Source organism: Actinoplanes sp. L3-i22, assembly GCF_019704555.1.
In the GTDB taxonomy this organism is placed as follows: domain Bacteria; phylum Actinomycetota; class Actinomycetes; order Mycobacteriales; family Micromonosporaceae; genus Actinoplanes.
Genome location: NZ_AP024745.1, coordinates 7,353,065 through 7,368,348, shown reverse-complemented (window position 1 = coordinate 7,368,348; position 15,284 = coordinate 7,353,065). Strand labels below are relative to the sequence as shown.

Sequence of the window (15,284 nt, the reverse complement as noted above, 5' to 3'; positions counted from 1 at the left end):
GTAACGCTCCTAGGTGAGGCTAACCTTATTCCGACAAGCTCCTACACTGCGTAGGAGTTTGTCAAGCCGTGCTCGCTCAGCGGCCCGACCGTGAACCCCCGGGCCCGGCAGTGCACCAGGATCGCCGGCAGCGCGCCGAGCGTCGACTCCCACGAGCGGGACGCGGCCGAGTGGTCGCTGTCGTGCAGCAGGATCGTGCCGCCGCCGGTCAGCCCGCGCCGCACCGCCCGGAACACCGAGTCCGGCGTGGCGGAGCGGGTCCAGTCCCGGCCCCAGGCCGTCCAGAGCACCGGCGTCAGGCCGAGCCTGCGGGCGCCGAGCAGCGCGGCGGTGCTGGCCACCCCGTAGGGCGGGCGCCACCAGCGCGGCTCCTGCCCGGTGACCGCCGTGATCGCGGCGGTGGCCCGGGACAGGTCCTCGACGGTCTCGGCCGGGGTGCGCTTGATCAGCAGGCGGTGGTCGTACCCGTGGATCGCGATCTCGTGGCCGGCGGCCGCGACCGATCTCGCCACCTCGGGATGTTTCTCGGCCATCCGGCCGAGCAGGAAGAACGTCGCCCGGACGCCGTTCGCGTCGAGCATCCGCAGCAGGCGCGGCGTGGCCTCCGGGTGCGGCCCGTCGTCGAAGGTGAGCGCGACGTGGCCGGGGGAGCCGATCCCGGACAGCCCGGGCAGGAGCCGGCGCCGCAGCGGCCCGATCGCGGCGAGCGCGGGTCCGGCGTGCGCGGCGGCGAGGGCGGCGACGACGCCGGCGGTGACGGCAAGCTTCATAGCGATGCCTTTCAGGCGAGAATCAACGACGACGTACGGCGGTCCCGCAGCGCGACGACGTCGGCGGCGTCGAGGTCGTCGCACGCGGCCACGAACCGGCGGCCGGACTGCCCGCCGTGCGCGGCGCGCAACTCTGCGGCGAGCTCGACCGGGGTCTGCGGCCAGGGGGCGAGACCGCTCGCCGCGAGCACCGCGGCGTTGGCCGCGCCGTGCCCGGGCAGGCAGCGGTAGCTGATCACCGGCAGGCCGCCGGCCATCGCCTCGGTGCTGGACAGCCCGCCGGCGTTGGTGACCGCGACGTCGGCGGCGCGCAGCAGGTCGGGCATCGCGTCGACCCAGCCCAGGGCGACCGCGATGCCGGTCTCGTGCAGGCGCCGCCGCAAGGTCTCGTTGCGGCCGCAGACGACGACCGGCAGCGCCACCCCGGTCGCCGCGATGTCGGCCGCGGTCCGCTCGACGTCGCCGACGCCCCACGATCCGGCGATCACCAGGGCCAGGCGCTCGTCGGCGGGCAGGCCCAGCCGCCGCCGGATCGCCTGCTTCTCGTCGCGGTCGCGGACGGGCCGGAACGCCGGGTCGACGATCGGCGAGACGGTCAGCACCGGCGCGTTCATCGCGTGGATCTGCGCGGCGGTGTGCCGGCCGGGCGCCAGGTGCAGGTCGATGCCGTCGGCGACGCAGAGCGGGTGCACCGAGGGGTCGGTCATCACGGCGGCGGCCGGCACGTTCAGCCGCCCGGTCCGGCGCAGCCGGCCCAGCACCTGGCTGGCCAGCGGATACGTCGACACGACGGCGCACGCGTCGGCGCCGATCGCGGCGAGCATCCGGGACGCGGCCAGCCCGGACGAGAGCGCCGCCGCGCCCGCCGACAGCCGCGGCCCGGCCATCCGGTCGAGCAGCCAGCCCCAGCTCTCCGGCGCGGTCCGCAGCTGGCGGGCGTAGGTGTCGCGCAGCGTGCCGCCCAGCCCGGCCGGGAGCATGTCGAGGAAGTCGTGGCGGACCGACGGGACGCCCCGCGCGGCGAGCCGGCGGGCGAGCTCCCGGGCCGCGCCGTCATGACCGGCCCCGATACTCGCGGAGAAGATCACGACGGGGCGGGCGGGGTCCGGGTTCAACATGACGACCTCGTTTCGGTGTTCGACGCCGGGGCGTCGCGGTGGTGCCGGACCCGGGTGGCGCTCAGGTGCGCGACCACGGCGACGATGACGGCGAGGAACAGCGCGCTGGTCAGGAACGGTCCGGCGCCCAGGCCGCCGGCGTCGGCCGGCTGGGCGAGCAGGTCACCGAGGGCGATGCCGAGTGGGCGGAGCAGGACGTAGGCGCCCCAGAACGCGGCGACCGCCGGCAGTCCCAGGTGCCGGTGGGCCGCCCAGATCCCGGCGACCAGCACCGCGAAGCCGAGCGCGGCGACCCCGTAGCCCAGGCCCAGCTCGTCGGCGGCCAGGTCACCGACGGCCGTGCCGAGCGCGAACGTGAACAGCACGGCCGGCCAGTAGAAGTCCTCCCCGGCCGGGGCGTGCCGGGCGTGTCCGAGGCCGAGGGTCGCGGCCAGCAGCAGCGCGAACACGGTCGTGCTGGCCGGCAGCGGGACGTCGAAGAGCTCGGTGAGGTTGTCGGTGATCAGCGTGCCGACGATGCTGACCAGGACGATCAGCGGCCAGTACAGCGCCGGTACGTACCGCCGGGCCCGGTACTGGATCACCAGCAGGCAGGCCAGGACGGTGGTCATCACCATCGTGGTGCGGGTCAGGCCGAAGCCCAGGGTGCCGCTGAGCACGTCGGCGATCGTCTCGCCGACCGTGGTCGACAGGACCGTGATGATCCAGAAGGAGATCGTGACCTGGGGCGGTCGCGCTGTCATGGCCGGAACGATGGCCGCGACGGACTGAGGATTTCCTGAATGCCGTCGCCTTCATCGGTTTCTCAGCTTCCCGCTCCTACCTTGCGGGACATGCATTCGCTGCTCGATCCTCAGTCGCTGATCACCACGGTCGGCCTGGCCGGCCTCCTGGCGATCGTCTTCGCCGAGTCCGGCCTGCTCGTCGGGTTCTTCCTGCCGGGCGACTCGCTGCTGTTCACCACCGGGCTGCTGATCGCCGGCGGGACGCTGCTGCACCAGCCGCTGTGGCTGGTCTGCCTGCTGGTGTCGATCGCCGCGGTGCTCGGCGACCAGGCCGGCTACCTGTTCGGCCGCAAGGTCGGGCCGGCGCTGTTCCGGCGGCCGGACTCGCGGGTGTTCAAGCAGGAGAACCTGGCGAAGGCGGGCGCGTTCTTCGAGCGGCACGGGGCCAAGTCGCTGGTGCTGGCCCGCTTCGTGCCGGTGATCCGGACGTTCACGCCGGTGGTGGCCGGGGCGGCGCTCATGCCGTACGGCAAATTCTTTGTCTTCAATGTTCTTGGGGGTGTGCTCTGGGGTTGCGGGGTGACGACGCTGGGCTATTTCCTGGGGCAGGTCGCGTTCGTGAAATCGAACATCGAACTGATCCTGATCGGCATCGTCGCGGTGTCGGTGATCCCGGTCGCGATCGAGCTGCTGCGGGCCCGGAAGGCTCAGCCCTCGTCGGCCAGGCGGTAACCGGCGCCGCGCACCGTCTCGATCGCGGTGCGGCCGAACGGGTGGTCGATCTTCTTGCGGAGGTAACCGATGTACACCTCGACGATGTTCGGATCGCCGTCGAAGTGCGCGTCCCAGACGTTCTCGATGATCGCGGTCTTGGTCATCGCCTGCCCGCGGTGCCGCATCAGGAACTCCAGCAGCGCGAACTCGCGCGGGGTCACCGAGACCGCGGTGTCGCCGCGCAGCACCCGCCGCTCGGCCGGATCCAGCGACAGGTCGCCGGCGCGCAGCACGGCCGGCCGCTGCGGCGCGCCCCGGCGGATCAGCGCGCGCAGGTGGGCGATCAGCACCACGAACGAGAACGGCTTGATCAGGTAGTCGTCGGCGCCCAGGTCCAGGGCATCGGCCTGGTCGTACTCGCCGTCCTTGGCGGTCAGCATCAGGATCGGCGTCCACACCTCGCGGGCGCGCAGCTGCCGGCACACCTCGTAGCCGGACAGGCCGGGCAGCATGATGTCGAGCACGATCGCGTCGTAGGAGCCGTGCGGCCGCTCGGTGGCGGTCCACAGTCCCTCGGCCCCGTCGTGCACCAGATCGACCGTGAAACCCTCCGGACCGAGCCCGTCGCGGATCGTCTCCGCCATCGCCACTTCGTCCTCGATCACCAGTACCCGCATGGGGCGCACCCTTCTTCGTCAGACCTGAGAAACCGCTGAACTCCGCTTCCGGTACGACCTCGGAAAGGCCCGGTTAACGTGACGCTCATGCTCCGATTGTTGCGGAAACGGCTCGGTGTGCGGATGCGGTCCGCCCTGGCCGCCGGGATCGTGGTCGTGCTGGCCTCGGTCTTCGCCGGCGCGATCCTGCTGGTGGTGGCCCGCGGCATCCTGCTCGACAACGTCAACTCGGCCGCCAGCGACCGGACCGCCCAGGTGACCGCGGCGCTCACCGCGCAGAACTCGGCCGCGCTCGACGTCGCCCTGCGCTCCTCGAAGGCCGGCCGCAGCCTGGTCCAGGTGGTGACCACCGACGGCCGGGTGGTCGGCGCGTCCACCACGATCGCCGACCTGCCCGCGATGTCGAAGCTGCGCCCGGCGGTCGGGCGCCGCCTGCAGGAGACCCGGAACCTGCCGGTCGGCGAGGGCGAGCCGTGGCGTGTCGTGGCGACCGGCGTCGCCACCGCCGACGGCAAGCGGATCGTGCTGGTGGCCGAGTCGATGGACGCGGTCACCGACAGCACCGAGGCGATCCTCACCGCGCTGCTGCTGGGGCTGCCGGTGCTGGCCGTGGTGGTGGGGGTGGCCACGTTCTTCTTCGTCGGGCGCACGCTGCGCCCGGTCGAGGCGATGCGGGTGCAGGCCGCGACGATCACCGCCACGAACCTGCACGCCCGGCTGCCGCTGCCGGAGGCCGACGACGAGATCTCGGCGCTGGCCACCACGATGAACACGATGCTGGACCGGATCGAGGCGTCGGCGGCGGTGCAGCGCCGGTTCGTCGCGGACGCCAGCCACGAGCTGCGCAGCCCGCTGACCACCATCCGGGCCAACGCCGACCTGCTGGCCGGCACCGACCGGTCGCCCTCGGTGCAGCGCATCCAGGCCGAGAGCGCCCGGATGTCCCGGCTGGTCGAGGACCTGTTGCTGCTGGCCCGCGTCGACGACGGGCAGATCGCGGTCCGTCGCGAGGACGTCGACCTGGACGATCTGGTCTTCGCCGAGCGGGAGCGGATCGGGGTGGAGCACCCGCGGCTGCGGATCGAGGGCGGGGTGTCGCCGGTGCGGGTGACCGGCGACCGCGACCAGCTCACCCGGGTGCTGCGCAACCTGGTCGACAACACCGTGCGGCACGCCCGCGACCGGGTCACCGTCAGCCTCGCCACCCGCGACGGGCAGGGCGAGATCGTGGTCGGCAACGACGGCCCGCCGATCCCGCGGGCCGACCGGGAGCGGATCTTCGACCGCTTCGTCCGGCTCGACGACAGCCGCTCCCGGGACGGCGGCGGCGCGGGGCTGGGCCTGGCGATCGCCCGCGACATCATCACCACCCACCTGGGCACGCTCACCGTCGACGACCTGGCCGACGGCGCCGCCATGCGGATCCGCATCCCGGCGTCGCCGCAGTGACCGCGCGTCAGTCCTGGACCAGCCGCAACGCCAGCAGCGGGCACCGATCCACGGCCTGCCGCGCGGCCGCCTCCAGGCCCGCCGGCACGGCCGGTCGCGGCGAGCCGTCCCGGGCCAGCGGGAACCCCCAGTCGTCCTCGACCAGCACCTCCGCCAGCAGCTCGGTGCAGGTGCCCCGCCCGTCGCAGGCGGTCCAGTCGATGTGCAGGCGGCGGGTCATCGCATGGCCTCCGCGGCCAGGCAGCGGCCGGCCAGGTGCGCCCGCACGTCCGCGTCGAAGGCCCGCAGGCCGCTGAGCACCATCCGGGCCGTCCCGTCCGGATGCCGGCAGGCGCCCCGGCCGGTGACCAGCCGGGCCAGCCGTTCCACCTCGGCCGGCAGGCCCGGCCGGTTCCGGCGCAGGGCCAGGTCGGACAGGGTCCCGGCCAGCCGGGGCAGCCCGTTGACGCACGGCCCGCACTGCCCGGCCACCTCGCCGGCCAGGTAGCCGGCGATCCGCGCGGTCGCCACCAGCCCGCAGTCGCGCTCCGGCAGGGCCACCACGACACCAGCGCCCGGCGAGGCGCCGTACCGGGCGAGCCCGGCCCGGCTCACCGGCAGCCGCGGGTCGGCCGGCACCCAGCCGCCGTGGTACCCACCGACCAGCACCGCCCGCAACCGGGCGGTGGTCCCGCCGGCCGCGGCGAGCAGCTCGCCGAGCGGCACTCCGTAGCCGGCCTCCACCACGCCGGGCTGGTTGACCGCGCCGCTCACCGTGGCCAGGAACGTGCCCGGCTCCTCGCCGGTGCCCGCCTCGCGGAACCAGGCCGCTCCCCGCCGGGCGATCAGCGCCAGGTGGGCCAGCGTCTCCACGTTCTGCACCAGGGTGCCGGCCTCGGTGATCCGGATCCGCTTGTCCGCCGGGATCGCACCCCGGCCGCCGACCGCGGAGACGACCGCCGACTCCTCCCCGGCGACGAAGACCTCCGGGGCCGGGTGCAGGCTGACCGGCAGCGGATCCCGGCGCGCCCGGACCAGCGCACGCAGCGGGTCCAGCACGGCGTTCGAGGCATAGAGGTGGGCCGAGCGCGCGCCGGTCGCCCGGGCGGCGAGCTGCAGACCGTCCAGCACCAGATCCGGCCGGCCCGCGATCAGCGCCTTGTCCTTGCCGCTGGCCGGCTCGCCCTCGGCCGCGTTGGCGATCACCGCCGCGGGTCGCCCGGCCCCGGCCACCGCGGCCAGCTTGCGCCACACCGGGAAGCCCGCGCCGCCGCGGCCGGTCAGCCCGGCGTCCCGGGCCAGGGCGACGATCCGCTCGGCGCCGAGGTCCGGCATCGGACCGTTGTCTCCTGCCAGCAGCCGGTTCATCGAACCTCCTCCATCTGGCGCAGTTTCGGAGCGACCCGGCGCTCCACCCGCTGCGGGAACCCGGTGAACCCGGCCGAGAGCCGCCACACCACGGCCGCGGCGACGACCGCCGCGCAGCCCAGCGAGAGCGTCCAGAGCCACCACGTGCCTCGGTCGGTGCCGGTGCCCAGGCCGTGCGTCAACGCCACCGGCCAGCACAGATAGGCCAGCCAGTGCACGGCCCGCCAGGCGCGCACGCCGATCCGGTGCCGCAGCAGGCTGGTCGCCACCAGCGCCAGCACCAGGTCGAGGCCGAGCGTCCCGAGCCCCAGCCAGACCGGCCGGTAGCTGCCGGCAAAGGGCACAAAAAGATCGAAAAACCTTAATTGGGCGTACGGATCGAACAGCAGGCTCAGCACGTGACCGGTCAGAAAGAGCACCGCGAGCAGGGCCGCGTTGCGGTGCAGCAGGCTGACCGCGAAGCGGGGCAGCCCGAACGCCGGCCGCCCGGACCGGGTGCCGACGCCCAGCGCCACCACCACGGTGAGCAGCACCAGCGACACGACCCCGCTGCCCCGCGCGAAGTACCAGAGCGCCTCGGTCACGACGGCCACCCACCCAGCCGGCGCACGTCGAGATCCCGGCCGACCAGCCGGCTCGGCACGTCCCGCAGCAGCTCCGGGGCCCGCCGGCCGGCGACGATCGCCGCCGTGCTCAGCGTGTTGGCCCGCAGGCAGGTGAACGCGGCCACCGACACGGTCCGCCAGACCCGTTCGGCCGGGCGCCCGGTGCGGGGATCGACGATGTGGTGCAGCAGCTCGCCGGTCCGCCCCCAGACCCGGCCCGCGGTGCTCGACGTGGCCAGCGCGGCCCCGGCCGGCAACCGTACCGTGCACGACGGGTCACCCGGCCGGTCCCGCACCAGCACCTGCCAGCCGCCGTCCGGGGCCGGCCCGGCGGTGGCGATGTCGCCGCCCAGCGCGACCAGCACACCCACGTCCAGCGATGCCGCCACCCGGGCGGCGGCCCGGTCGGCCGTCACGGCCTTGGCCGTCGCGCCCAGGTCGAGCAGCACGCCGTCGGGCACGGTCAGCTCGAGACCGTCCTCGTCGAGGCGGACCGACCGCCAGTCCGGGCTCGGGAAGATCCGCACCGAGGGCGGGGCCGTCCGCCCGGTCAGCGACGCGAAGTCCCGGTCGTAGCCGAGCCCGCACAGCGCCCCGCCCACCGTCGGGTCGACCGCGCCGCCGGTCTCCTCGGCCGCCCGCAGGGCCGCGGCCATCAGGTCGCGGAGCACGGGGCTGATCCGTACCGGCCGCCCGCCGGCCCGGCTCAACTCGGAGTCCGGCCGGAACCGGCTGCAGGCCCGGTCGACCGCGGCGAGCTCGGCCTTGACCAGGTCGGTCGCCTCGGCGAGCCGGGCCGGATCGGTGACCACGATCCGGGCCACCGTGCCCCACACGGACCACTGGGCGGTGTCGGCGCGGACCGGCAGGGATTCGACGAGTGGCATCTCAGGACCCGCCCGACGTCGCCTGCGCGTCGTCGCTGCTTCCGCTGGACAGCGTCGGCGAGCTGTCGCTATTGGTGCTGGTGGTACTGCTCGTTGCGGTCGAGGACGCGGTGGTGACCGAGTCCGACGCGTGCGCGGCCACCCCGATCGCCACCGTGCCGGCGACACTGGCGGCCACCAGCACGCCGGTGATCAGCGATGTCCTGCGCAGTCCGGCTTCCCGCTTCATCCGGTGCTCCCCTCGGTCGGCTTGTCACCGAGGATGCGCGGCCCGGTTCGCCACGCCCTGTGCCCGTCCTGAGCGGCGTCTGTGAACTCACGTCAGCCGGTAGCCGGCGCCCCGCACGGTCTCGATCGTGGCCCGGCCGAACGGCTCGTCGATCTTCCGGCGCAGGTAGCGGATGTAGACCTCGACGATGTTGTGGTCCCCGTCGAAGCTCCAGTCCCACACCCCGTCGATGATCGCGCGCTTGGAGACCACCTCGCCGCGGTGCCGGATCAGGAACTCCAGCAGCGCGAACTCCCGGCTGGTCACGGTGACGTCCTGCCCGGCCCGGCTGACCCGCCGGGTGGCCGGATCCACGCTCAGGTCCCCGGCGGTCAGCACGGCCGGGCGCTGCGCACCGCCCCGCCGGACCACCGCACGCAGCCGCGCCAGCAGGACGACCAGGGAGAACGGCTTGGTCAGGTAGTCGTCGGCGCCCAGGTCGAGGGCGTCGCCCTGATCGTGTTCGCCGTCCTTGGCGGTCAGCATCAGGATCGGGGTGCGGATCCCGCGGGCCCGCAGCCGCCGGCACACCTCGTAGCCGGACAGTCCGGGCAGCATGATGTCGAGCACGATCACGTCGTACGGATGCTCGATCCCCGCCCACAGCCCGTCCGGCCCGGTCCCGGCGACGTCCACCGCGAGCCCCTCGGCCGCCAGCGCGTCGCGCAGCATCGCGGCCAGCGCCGCCTCGTCCTCGACCAGCAGGATCCGCATGACCGTCCCTATCCGAAGTAGATCGCGACGGTCACCAGGACCGCCCACGCGAACCCGGCGACCAGCAGGAACCGGTCGGAGACCAGCAGGTTCTCCGGCGCCTCGCCGTCCCCGCGGGACACCAGCAGGCTGTAGCGCATCAGCGCGGCCAGGAACGGCACCAGCGACAGCCCGAGCAGCGGCAGCGACGAGTCGTCCCCGGCGAAGTCGAAGGCCCATCCGGCGTACGCGAGGACCGCCCCGGTCAGCGTCATCGTCATCGTCTGCTGCAGCCAGGACGTGGAGTAGCCGGCCAGCACGGCCCGCCCGGTGCCGTCGCGGCGCAGCTCGCTCAGCCGTTTGCCGGTGACCAGGAACAGCGAGCCGAGCAACGCGGTGAGCAGGAACCAGCTCGACATCGGCACCCGGGCCGCGTACGCGCCACCGATCGTGCGCAGCAGGAACCCGCCGGCCACGGCCAGGATGTCGAGCACCGCGATCCGCTTGAGCCCCGAGCTGTACGCGAACGTCAGCGCCAGATACGCCGCCACGCACCCGGCGGTGGCCGGGCCGGCCAGGGCCGCGACCAGCGGCGCCGCCGCGGACAGGCCGAGCCCGATCAGCCACGCCGTCCGGACCGGGACCAGTCCGGCCGCCACCGGCCGCCGGCTCTTCACCGGGTGCCGCCGATCGGCGGCCACGTCCGACGCGTCGTTGACGAAGTAGGTGCCGGCCGACGCCAGGATGAACGCGGCCAGCGCCACCAGACTGCCCGGCCGCACCAGCACGCCGGCCGCCAGCGGCGCCGCGAAGACCAGCACGTTCTTGATCCACTGCCGGGGCCGGGCGGTCACCAGCAGCGGCGGCGCGGCCGGGGTGGCGAACGTGGTCAGCGCCATCTCAGCCCGCCGTCACGTAGAAGAAGTCGCGCTGGTCGGCTTGCAGATAGCGACTGGCCGAGCGGGTCATCGCGGGCAGCAGCTTGGTCGGCGTCCCCGGTGGCCGCCAGGACGCGAAGCTCGACATGCCGGTGTGGATGTCCAGCTGCATGCCGCGGACCACCCCGGCGTCGGCCATCGCGGTGGCCAGCATGCTCAGGGTCATCTTGTCGCCGGCGACGTAGATCAGGTTGCCGCTCCGGTCGAGTCCGGCCCCGGACCGCCAGGTGTACTGGTACTGGTTGCGCGGTGAGCCCCATCGCCCGTTCGCGTTGCCACTCAGCCCGCTCACCGGACGGCCGTTCTCGACGATCAACTGCAGATTCTGACGTACGGCGACGACCGCCGCCGACATCGACACGTCCCGCCCCCACGCGCCGATCCGCACCGCCCCCGACCGGTCGATCACCAGCGACGCCTGCCCGTCGACCAGCTGCCGCGCGTACCGGCCGTTCAGGTAGAACCCGCCCGGGGTGTCCTTCATCTTGAACCCGGAGTTGAACGTGGCGACCAGCTTGCCGACGTCCCCGTCCGGGACCGCGGCGTTGCCCGGCCAGGCCGCCCCGCCCGGCTGCGCGGTCCCGGCGACCAGGTGCGTGACGGTGCCGGCGGCCCGGATCCAGGCGACCCCGGCCACGATGCTCAGGTGCTGCGGGTCCGGCCGCAGGAACCCGGTGTAGATCAGCGGCCGCCCGTTCGCGCCGGTGCGCCCGGCCGACCACGTCCCCTCACCCGGCAGCGGGGCAACGCCCTTGAGCAGGGGCAACGTCGGCGGCCCGACCACCGGCACGGCGTTCGTCCCGGCCGACGGCAGCGTGCTGACGTCCGGCGGCCCGGTGGCCGGCTTGTGCCGGGTGTACCACCAGTTCTCGATCGCGTTGACCACGCTGTTGCCGTTGTTGGACCGGATCCAGTCGACGGTGCGCATCGTGAAGGTGGCGCTGCCCGGCGCGGTCAGCGCCCGGGCGTACGACACGGTCGGCCATACGAGCAGCAGCACCAGGACGACCGCCACGATCCGGAGCACCCGCCGCCGGCTCATCGCGCCTCCCCGGTCCGGATCCGGCGGTACGGGCGGACCCGGACGCCGACGTCGGCGAGTTCCAGCAACGGCCGGTCGACCTCGCCGTCCGCGTAGGCCCACACCTGCCCGGCCGGACGCGCGGCCAGGTACGCCCGTACCCGCCGGGCCTTCTCCGCCCCTCGGCAGTTGCCGCCGGCGATCGCGCCGGTGAGCCGCCCGTTGACCACCGCCATCTCGGTGCAGATCACCTCGTCCGCGCCGAGCAGCCGGCCCAGGTGCCGGACGTACAGGCCGGGCGAGGCGGACGCGATGACCATCCGGTGCTGGTTGCGGCGATGCCAGAGCCACTGGTGCAGCGAGTCGGCGCGCACCTGGGCGGCCATCAGCCGCTCGGCGTAGCGCCGGGCCACCCGGTCCACCTCGGCCAGGTCCCGCCCGCCGAGCAGCCGCTGCAGCACCAGCGCCTTGACCGCGTCCCGGTGCGGCATCTCCCGGGCGGTGCCGACCGCCAGCGCCCGGAACACCGCGGCCGTCCCGGCCACCCGGCGCAGGAACGGCACCAGGGTGTCGGTCCTGGTCAGCGTGCCGTCGAGGTCCCAGATCGCGGCCCCGCCGCGCCCGGCGACGCCCGGGTCGCCGAGCCTCAGCACCCGCGGCGGGTCGACGATGGTCAACGGTGGAATCACGACGTTGTTCCTTCCTGCAGGCGCCGGTACAGCGCGGTGGGCAGCATGCGCAGCACGGTCGTGACCGGCCGCAGCACGGCGGGGGAGTGGATGAGCGAGGCCCGCCCGTTCAGCGCCCGGCCGACCCGGGCGGCGACCTCGGCGGGCCCGGTGGTGAACGGCGGCTCGGGCAGCCCGGCGGTCATCCGGGTCCGGACGTGGCCGGGCCGGACCACCAGTACCCGGGCGCCGCTGCCCCGCAGCGACCGGCCGATCCGGCGGGCGTAGACGTCCAGCGCGGACTTGGCGACGCCGTAGCTGAACAGGCCGTCGCGGGTGCGGACCGCGGCCACCGAGGAGAGCACGACCAGCGTGCCGTGCCCCTGCGCGCGCAGCCGGGCGGCGGCGGCGTGCACGGCGAGCAACGGCCCGAGCAGGTTGGTGCGCATGGCCTGCTCGACCGCCGGTGTGTCGGTCAGCGCGGCCTCCTCGGCGAGCACCCCGACGGCCAGCACGATCACGTCCAGGTCGCCGTACCGGGCCGCCGCCGTGGCCAGCGCGTCGACCGTCGCGGCGGCCGGGGCCAGCGCGTCGTAGTGCAGCGTCGACACCTGCCGCCGGGGCCCGTCCAGCCGCTGCGCGGCCTCGGCCAGCGCCTCCGGATCGCGGCCGGCGAGAATCAGATTCCCGGCGTACGGCAGCAGCTCCCCGGCGATCGCCTGCCCGATGCCGGACGTGCCGCCGAGCAGCAGGACGGTCTGCGGACGACCCAGCCCGTCACGCATGGCCGGCCTCGACCAGGTCGCTGATCCGCTGATCGGTCAGCCGCAGCCGGCGCGCCAGATCGGAGACGAGCCGGTGCTCCGGATCGAGCATCGACCGGACCGCCCGCCAGCGCGCCAGTCCCGGATACATCGCATCGAGCAGATCCGGCCGCACCCGGCTGTCCTTGACCAGATAGACCCGGCCGCCGGCCGCGGCGACCCGTTCGTCCAACCGGTCCAGCACCGGCGCCAGGGCCGCTCGCGCGGCAAAATCCATCGCGAGGCTCCAGCCCGGTGCCGGGAACGACAGCGGCGCCGGGTTCGCCTCGGCAAACAATTTGAGTACGGACAACGACGGCGCGAACCCGGCCGACCGCGTCCCGTGCAGCGCCTCGGCGAGCACGTCCTCGGCCCCGAACGGCACCGTGAACTGGTACTGGACCAGCCCCCGCCGCCCGTGCAGCCCCGCCCAGCCGGGCAGCGCGTCCAGCGGGAAGTGCAGCTCGGCCAGGGACCGCTCGTGGCGCGGCCGGATCCGCGCGGCGAACCGGCGCACCCGGTCGGCGGCCGCGCTCACCGGCGGCCAGGCGATCCCACGCCCCGGCAGCACCGGCGTCCGCCGCCCCGCCGCGACCCGCCCCGGAACGAGCGCCCCGAGCCGGGCCGGCCGGGCCCCGGTCACCACGCCCGCCCCGCCGTGATCCACCCAGGCGACCGCGTGCTCGCTGGTCGCGGCCACCGCGCGCAGCCGCTCCAGCACCCGGTCCAGGCTGGGCTGCTCGTCGTCCACGGTGGTCACCCACCACGAGCCGAGCGGGATCAGCCGTAGCCGTGCCCGCCGGATGATCCCGGTCAGGCCCAGCCCGCCGACGGTCGCCCAGAACTGCTCGGCGTTGACCGTCAGGCTCATCTCCATCGGCCCGTACGCCGGGGTCAGCACGGACATCGCGGCCACCTGGGCCCCGAACGTCCCGTGCCGCCGATGGTTCTTGCCGTGCACGTCGGCGGCGATCGCCCCGCCCACGGTGACCCCGGCCGAGCCGGGCACCACCGGCAGCGTCCAGCCGCGCGGGGCGAGATGGCGCACCAGCTCCCCGACGGTGACCCCGGCGCCGGCCTCGACGGTCGCGGTCACCGGATCCACGGTCCCGATGCCGCCCTGACCGCGCATGTCCAGGACCAGCCCGCCGGCGTTCTGCGCCGCGTCCCCGTAGGAGCGGCCACCCCCGCGGGCGATCAGCCCCCGCGACCCGGCCCCGGCGAACACCGCGGCCCAGTCCTCGTCAGTACCGCCCTGGCCGGGCGTCACGACGGTGGCCCGGCTGCGGGTGGCCCGGCCCCACCCTTCCACCAGCGTTGAATTCTGCACGCCGCCCACGATGCGTCCCCGCACCTGAACCGCTCCTGAAACGCTGCCCTGGCAGCCTCGGGTCAGTCGCGTTCTTCCCGGTCCGGCGTTCCGGGCGGGCGCAGGTGGGGGTCGGCGTTCAGGGCCAGCTCCCACAGGGCGCTGCGGAACGCCCGCATCCGCCGGGCACCCAGCACGGCCCGCCACTCGGCCTCGATCCGCGCTTCCTCGGCGATCGCGACGGGCAGGACGCCCCGGCCGCGTGCGGTCAGCCGGATCAGTCGCGCCCGCCCGTCGGAGAGATCCGGGACCCGCTCCACGTAGCCGGCCGCCGCCAGGCCGTTGACCAGGGCGAGGGCGGTCTGCTTCGGGATCCGGGCGCGGTCGGCGAGCACGACCAGCCGGGTGCCGTCCAGGTCGAGACCGGCCAGCAGCCGGGCCTGCGCCCGGGTGATGTCGGCATAGCCGGCCGCGGCGACCGCGGCGACGATCCGGTCCTCGGCCGCCCGGAAGCCGAGGAACATCAGCCAGCCGGACGAGATGTCACGTTCCACCCATCACCCTCCAGGTAGTCCCGATCAGGACCAAATTTTAGTACCATCCTCGTACTTGATTCGGTCGGGTGGAGGGATCGAATGTCATGGACGACACCGAGGTCTGGTCGGCCGTCGACCGGCGCCGCCGCGCCATCCTGGAGTTCCTGTCCGGCCTGTCCCCGGACGAGTGGGACACCCCGTCGCTGTGCGCCGGCTGGACGGTCCGGGACGTCGCGGCGCACCTGACCATGCCGCTGCTGACCGTGCCGCAGCTGGCGCTGCTCGCCCTCCGGTATCCGGGCCGCACCAACCGCCTCATCCGGGACGGCTCGATCGCCCTCGCCCGGCGCCACGACCCCGGGCAACTCGTCCACCGCCTCGGCCTGCTGGTCGGCCGGCACCGCCCGTTCCCCGGTCTGACCTGCCGCGAGTCGCTCATCGACGCCGTCGGCCACACCTTCGACATGGCCATCCCGCTGGGCCGCGAGCTCCCGATCCCCGCCGCCGAGGTGGCCGAAGCGGCCGGCCGGGTGGTCTCCTACCACGGCCGCGGCAACGCGAAGGTCTTCCGTTCGCTGCCGTGGGCGACGTTCCAGCTCACCGCGACGGACCACCCCTGGTGCACGGGCGACGGCGAGCCGGTGACCGGCACGATGACCGACCTGTTCCTGCTCCTCACCGGCCGCACCGTGCGGATCGCGCACCTGGACGGCCCCGGCGCGGACACCCTCCGCCGGGCCGCCGCCTGAGGGGAGG

Annotated in this window: 19 protein-coding genes; 3 read left to right on the top strand and 16 right to left on the bottom strand. The window is 74.3% G+C overall.

Annotated features, from left to right (window positions below; all coding sequences use genetic code 11):
- Window positions 1–41: 41 nt before the first annotated feature.
- Genes L3i22_RS33190 through L3i22_RS33180 form a run of 3 tightly spaced genes read right to left on the bottom strand, consistent with a single transcriptional unit; the run spans window position 42 to window position 2,631 of the window.
- Window positions 42–770 (bottom strand): polysaccharide deacetylase family protein, encoded by a 729-nt coding sequence (locus L3i22_RS33190; RefSeq protein WP_221321431.1) that lies wholly within the window; start codon window positions 768–770, stop codon window positions 42–44.
- Between the two features lie 11 nt (window positions 771–781).
- On the bottom strand, window positions 782–1,888 hold the full coding sequence (locus L3i22_RS33185; protein WP_221321430.1) for a glycosyltransferase: 1,107 nt from the start codon (window positions 1,886–1,888) through the stop codon (window positions 782–784).
- Window positions 1,882–2,631 (bottom strand): hypothetical protein, encoded by a 750-nt coding sequence (locus L3i22_RS33180; protein WP_221321429.1) that lies wholly within the window; start codon window positions 2,629–2,631, stop codon window positions 1,882–1,884. Before L3i22_RS33180 ends, L3i22_RS33185 begins: the two co-directional genes overlap by 7 nt.
- 90 nt (window positions 2,632–2,721) lie before the next feature.
- Between L3i22_RS33180 and L3i22_RS33175 the strand changes: the two genes are divergently transcribed.
- Window positions 2,722–3,345: a DedA family protein gene (locus L3i22_RS33175; protein WP_221321428.1), complete on the top strand. Its 624-nt coding sequence runs from the start codon at window positions 2,722–2,724 to the stop codon at window positions 3,343–3,345.
- Here the strand turns inward: L3i22_RS33175 and L3i22_RS33170 are convergent.
- Window positions 3,321–4,004, bottom strand: coding sequence for a response regulator transcription factor (locus tag L3i22_RS33170; protein WP_221321427.1), 684 nt, complete (start codon window positions 4,002–4,004; stop codon window positions 3,321–3,323). The genes L3i22_RS33175 and L3i22_RS33170 overlap by 25 nt on opposite strands.
- Before the next feature lie 87 nt (window positions 4,005–4,091).
- Between L3i22_RS33170 and L3i22_RS33165 the strand changes: the two genes are divergently transcribed.
- The gene (locus L3i22_RS33165; protein ID WP_255657355.1) at window positions 4,092–5,453 is read left to right on the top strand and encodes a cell wall metabolism sensor histidine kinase WalK; all 1,362 of its coding nucleotides are present in this window, start codon (window positions 4,092–4,094) and stop codon (window positions 5,451–5,453) included.
- Between the two features lie 7 nt (window positions 5,454–5,460).
- Here the strand turns inward: L3i22_RS33165 and L3i22_RS33160 are convergent, their stop codons facing one another.
- The 12 genes from L3i22_RS33160 to L3i22_RS33105 all read right to left on the bottom strand — a co-directional run bounded on the left by L3i22_RS33160 (window position 5,461) and on the right by L3i22_RS33105 (window position 14,546).
- Window positions 5,461–5,673 carry a ferredoxin gene (locus L3i22_RS33160; RefSeq protein WP_221321426.1) on the bottom strand — a complete coding sequence of 71 codons (213 nt, stop codon included), beginning with the start codon at window positions 5,671–5,673 and terminating at the stop codon, window positions 5,461–5,463.
- Entirely contained in the window at window positions 5,670–6,800 is a 1,131-nt protein-coding gene (locus L3i22_RS33155) for an NADH-ubiquinone oxidoreductase-F iron-sulfur binding region domain-containing protein (protein ID WP_221321425.1), read from the bottom strand. Before L3i22_RS33155 ends, L3i22_RS33160 begins: the two co-directional genes overlap by 4 nt.
- Window positions 6,797–7,384, bottom strand: a complete 588-nt coding sequence (locus L3i22_RS33150; RefSeq protein WP_255657354.1) for a ferric reductase-like transmembrane domain-containing protein — start codon at window positions 7,382–7,384, stop codon at window positions 6,797–6,799. The genes L3i22_RS33155 and L3i22_RS33150 overlap by 4 nt, the downstream gene beginning before the upstream one ends.
- Window positions 7,381–8,292, bottom strand: coding sequence for an FAD:protein FMN transferase (locus L3i22_RS33145; protein ID WP_221321423.1), 912 nt, complete (start codon window positions 8,290–8,292; stop codon window positions 7,381–7,383). Before L3i22_RS33145 ends, L3i22_RS33150 begins: the two co-directional genes overlap by 4 nt.
- A 1-nt stretch (window position 8,293) precedes the next feature.
- A complete protein-coding gene (locus L3i22_RS33140; RefSeq protein ID WP_221321422.1) occupies window positions 8,294–8,521 on the bottom strand; it encodes a hypothetical protein in 228 nt (75 codons plus the stop codon).
- 87 nt (window positions 8,522–8,608) lie between these two features.
- Entirely contained in the window at window positions 8,609–9,274 is a 666-nt protein-coding gene (locus L3i22_RS33135) for a response regulator transcription factor (RefSeq protein ID WP_221321421.1), read from the bottom strand.
- A gap of 8 nt (window positions 9,275–9,282) precedes the next feature.
- On the bottom strand, window positions 9,283–10,152 hold the full coding sequence (locus tag L3i22_RS33130) for a decaprenyl-phosphate phosphoribosyltransferase (RefSeq protein ID WP_221321420.1): 870 nt from the start codon (window positions 10,150–10,152) through the stop codon (window positions 9,283–9,285).
- Between the two features lies 1 nt (window position 10,153).
- Window positions 10,154–11,233 carry a phosphodiester glycosidase family protein gene (locus L3i22_RS33125; RefSeq protein WP_221321419.1) on the bottom strand — a complete coding sequence of 360 codons (1,080 nt, stop codon included), beginning with the start codon at window positions 11,231–11,233 and terminating at the stop codon, window positions 10,154–10,156.
- Complete coding sequence (locus L3i22_RS33120; protein WP_221321418.1) at window positions 11,230–11,901, bottom strand: HAD-IB family hydrolase; 672 nt, start codon at window positions 11,899–11,901, stop codon at window positions 11,230–11,232. The genes L3i22_RS33125 and L3i22_RS33120 overlap by 4 nt, the downstream gene beginning before the upstream one ends.
- The gene (locus tag L3i22_RS33115; RefSeq protein WP_221321417.1) at window positions 11,898–12,665 is read right to left on the bottom strand and encodes an SDR family NAD(P)-dependent oxidoreductase; all 768 of its coding nucleotides are present in this window, start codon (window positions 12,663–12,665) and stop codon (window positions 11,898–11,900) included. Before L3i22_RS33115 ends, L3i22_RS33120 begins: the two co-directional genes overlap by 4 nt.
- Window positions 12,658–14,013, bottom strand: a complete 1,356-nt coding sequence (locus L3i22_RS33110) for an FAD-binding protein (RefSeq protein WP_221321416.1) — start codon at window positions 14,011–14,013, stop codon at window positions 12,658–12,660. Before L3i22_RS33110 ends, L3i22_RS33115 begins: the two co-directional genes overlap by 8 nt.
- Before the next feature lie 62 nt (window positions 14,014–14,075).
- The gene (locus tag L3i22_RS33105) at window positions 14,076–14,546 is read right to left on the bottom strand and encodes a MarR family winged helix-turn-helix transcriptional regulator (RefSeq protein ID WP_221321415.1); all 471 of its coding nucleotides are present in this window, start codon (window positions 14,544–14,546) and stop codon (window positions 14,076–14,078) included.
- Window positions 14,547–14,632: 86 nt separating this feature from the next.
- Between L3i22_RS33105 and L3i22_RS33100 the strand changes: the two genes are divergently transcribed.
- A complete protein-coding gene (locus tag L3i22_RS33100; RefSeq protein ID WP_221321414.1) occupies window positions 14,633–15,277 on the top strand; it encodes a maleylpyruvate isomerase family mycothiol-dependent enzyme in 645 nt (214 codons plus the stop codon).
- Window positions 15,278–15,284 lie beyond the last annotated feature (7 nt).

Coding starts and splice junctions, on each gene's coding strand:
- L3i22_RS33180 (WP_221321429.1), bottom strand. CDS start 2,631: ATGACAGCGCGACCGCCCCAGGTCACGATCTCCTTCTGGATCATCACG.
- L3i22_RS33100 (WP_221321414.1), top strand. CDS start 14,633: ATGGACGACACCGAGGTCTGGTCGGCCGTCGACCGGCGCCGCCGCGCC.
- L3i22_RS33175 (WP_221321428.1), top strand. CDS start 2,722: ATGCATTCGCTGCTCGATCCTCAGTCGCTGATCACCACGGTCGGCCTG.
- L3i22_RS33115 (WP_221321417.1), bottom strand. CDS start 12,665: ATGCGTGACGGGCTGGGTCGTCCGCAGACCGTCCTGCTGCTCGGCGGC.
- L3i22_RS33135 (WP_221321421.1), bottom strand. CDS start 9,274: ATGCGGATCCTGCTGGTCGAGGACGAGGCGGCGCTGGCCGCGATGCTG.
- L3i22_RS33130 (WP_221321420.1), bottom strand. CDS start 10,152: ATGGCGCTGACCACGTTCGCCACCCCGGCCGCGCCGCCGCTGCTGGTG.
- L3i22_RS33160 (WP_221321426.1), bottom strand. CDS start 5,673: ATGACCCGCCGCCTGCACATCGACTGGACCGCCTGCGACGGGCGGGGC.
- L3i22_RS33185 (WP_221321430.1), bottom strand. CDS start 1,888: ATGTTGAACCCGGACCCCGCCCGCCCCGTCGTGATCTTCTCCGCGAGT.
- L3i22_RS33190 (WP_221321431.1), bottom strand. CDS start 770: ATGAAGCTTGCCGTCACCGCCGGCGTCGTCGCCGCCCTCGCCGCCGCG.
- L3i22_RS33170 (WP_221321427.1), bottom strand. CDS start 4,004: ATGCGGGTACTGGTGATCGAGGACGAAGTGGCGATGGCGGAGACGATC.
- L3i22_RS33125 (WP_221321419.1), bottom strand. CDS start 11,233: ATGAGCCGGCGGCGGGTGCTCCGGATCGTGGCGGTCGTCCTGGTGCTG.
- L3i22_RS33155 (WP_221321425.1), bottom strand. CDS start 6,800: ATGAACCGGCTGCTGGCAGGAGACAACGGTCCGATGCCGGACCTCGGC.
- L3i22_RS33140 (WP_221321422.1), bottom strand. CDS start 8,521: ATGAAGCGGGAAGCCGGACTGCGCAGGACATCGCTGATCACCGGCGTG.
- L3i22_RS33145 (WP_221321423.1), bottom strand. CDS start 8,292: ATGCCACTCGTCGAATCCCTGCCGGTCCGCGCCGACACCGCCCAGTGG.
- L3i22_RS33165 (WP_255657355.1), top strand. CDS start 4,092: ATGCTCCGATTGTTGCGGAAACGGCTCGGTGTGCGGATGCGGTCCGCC.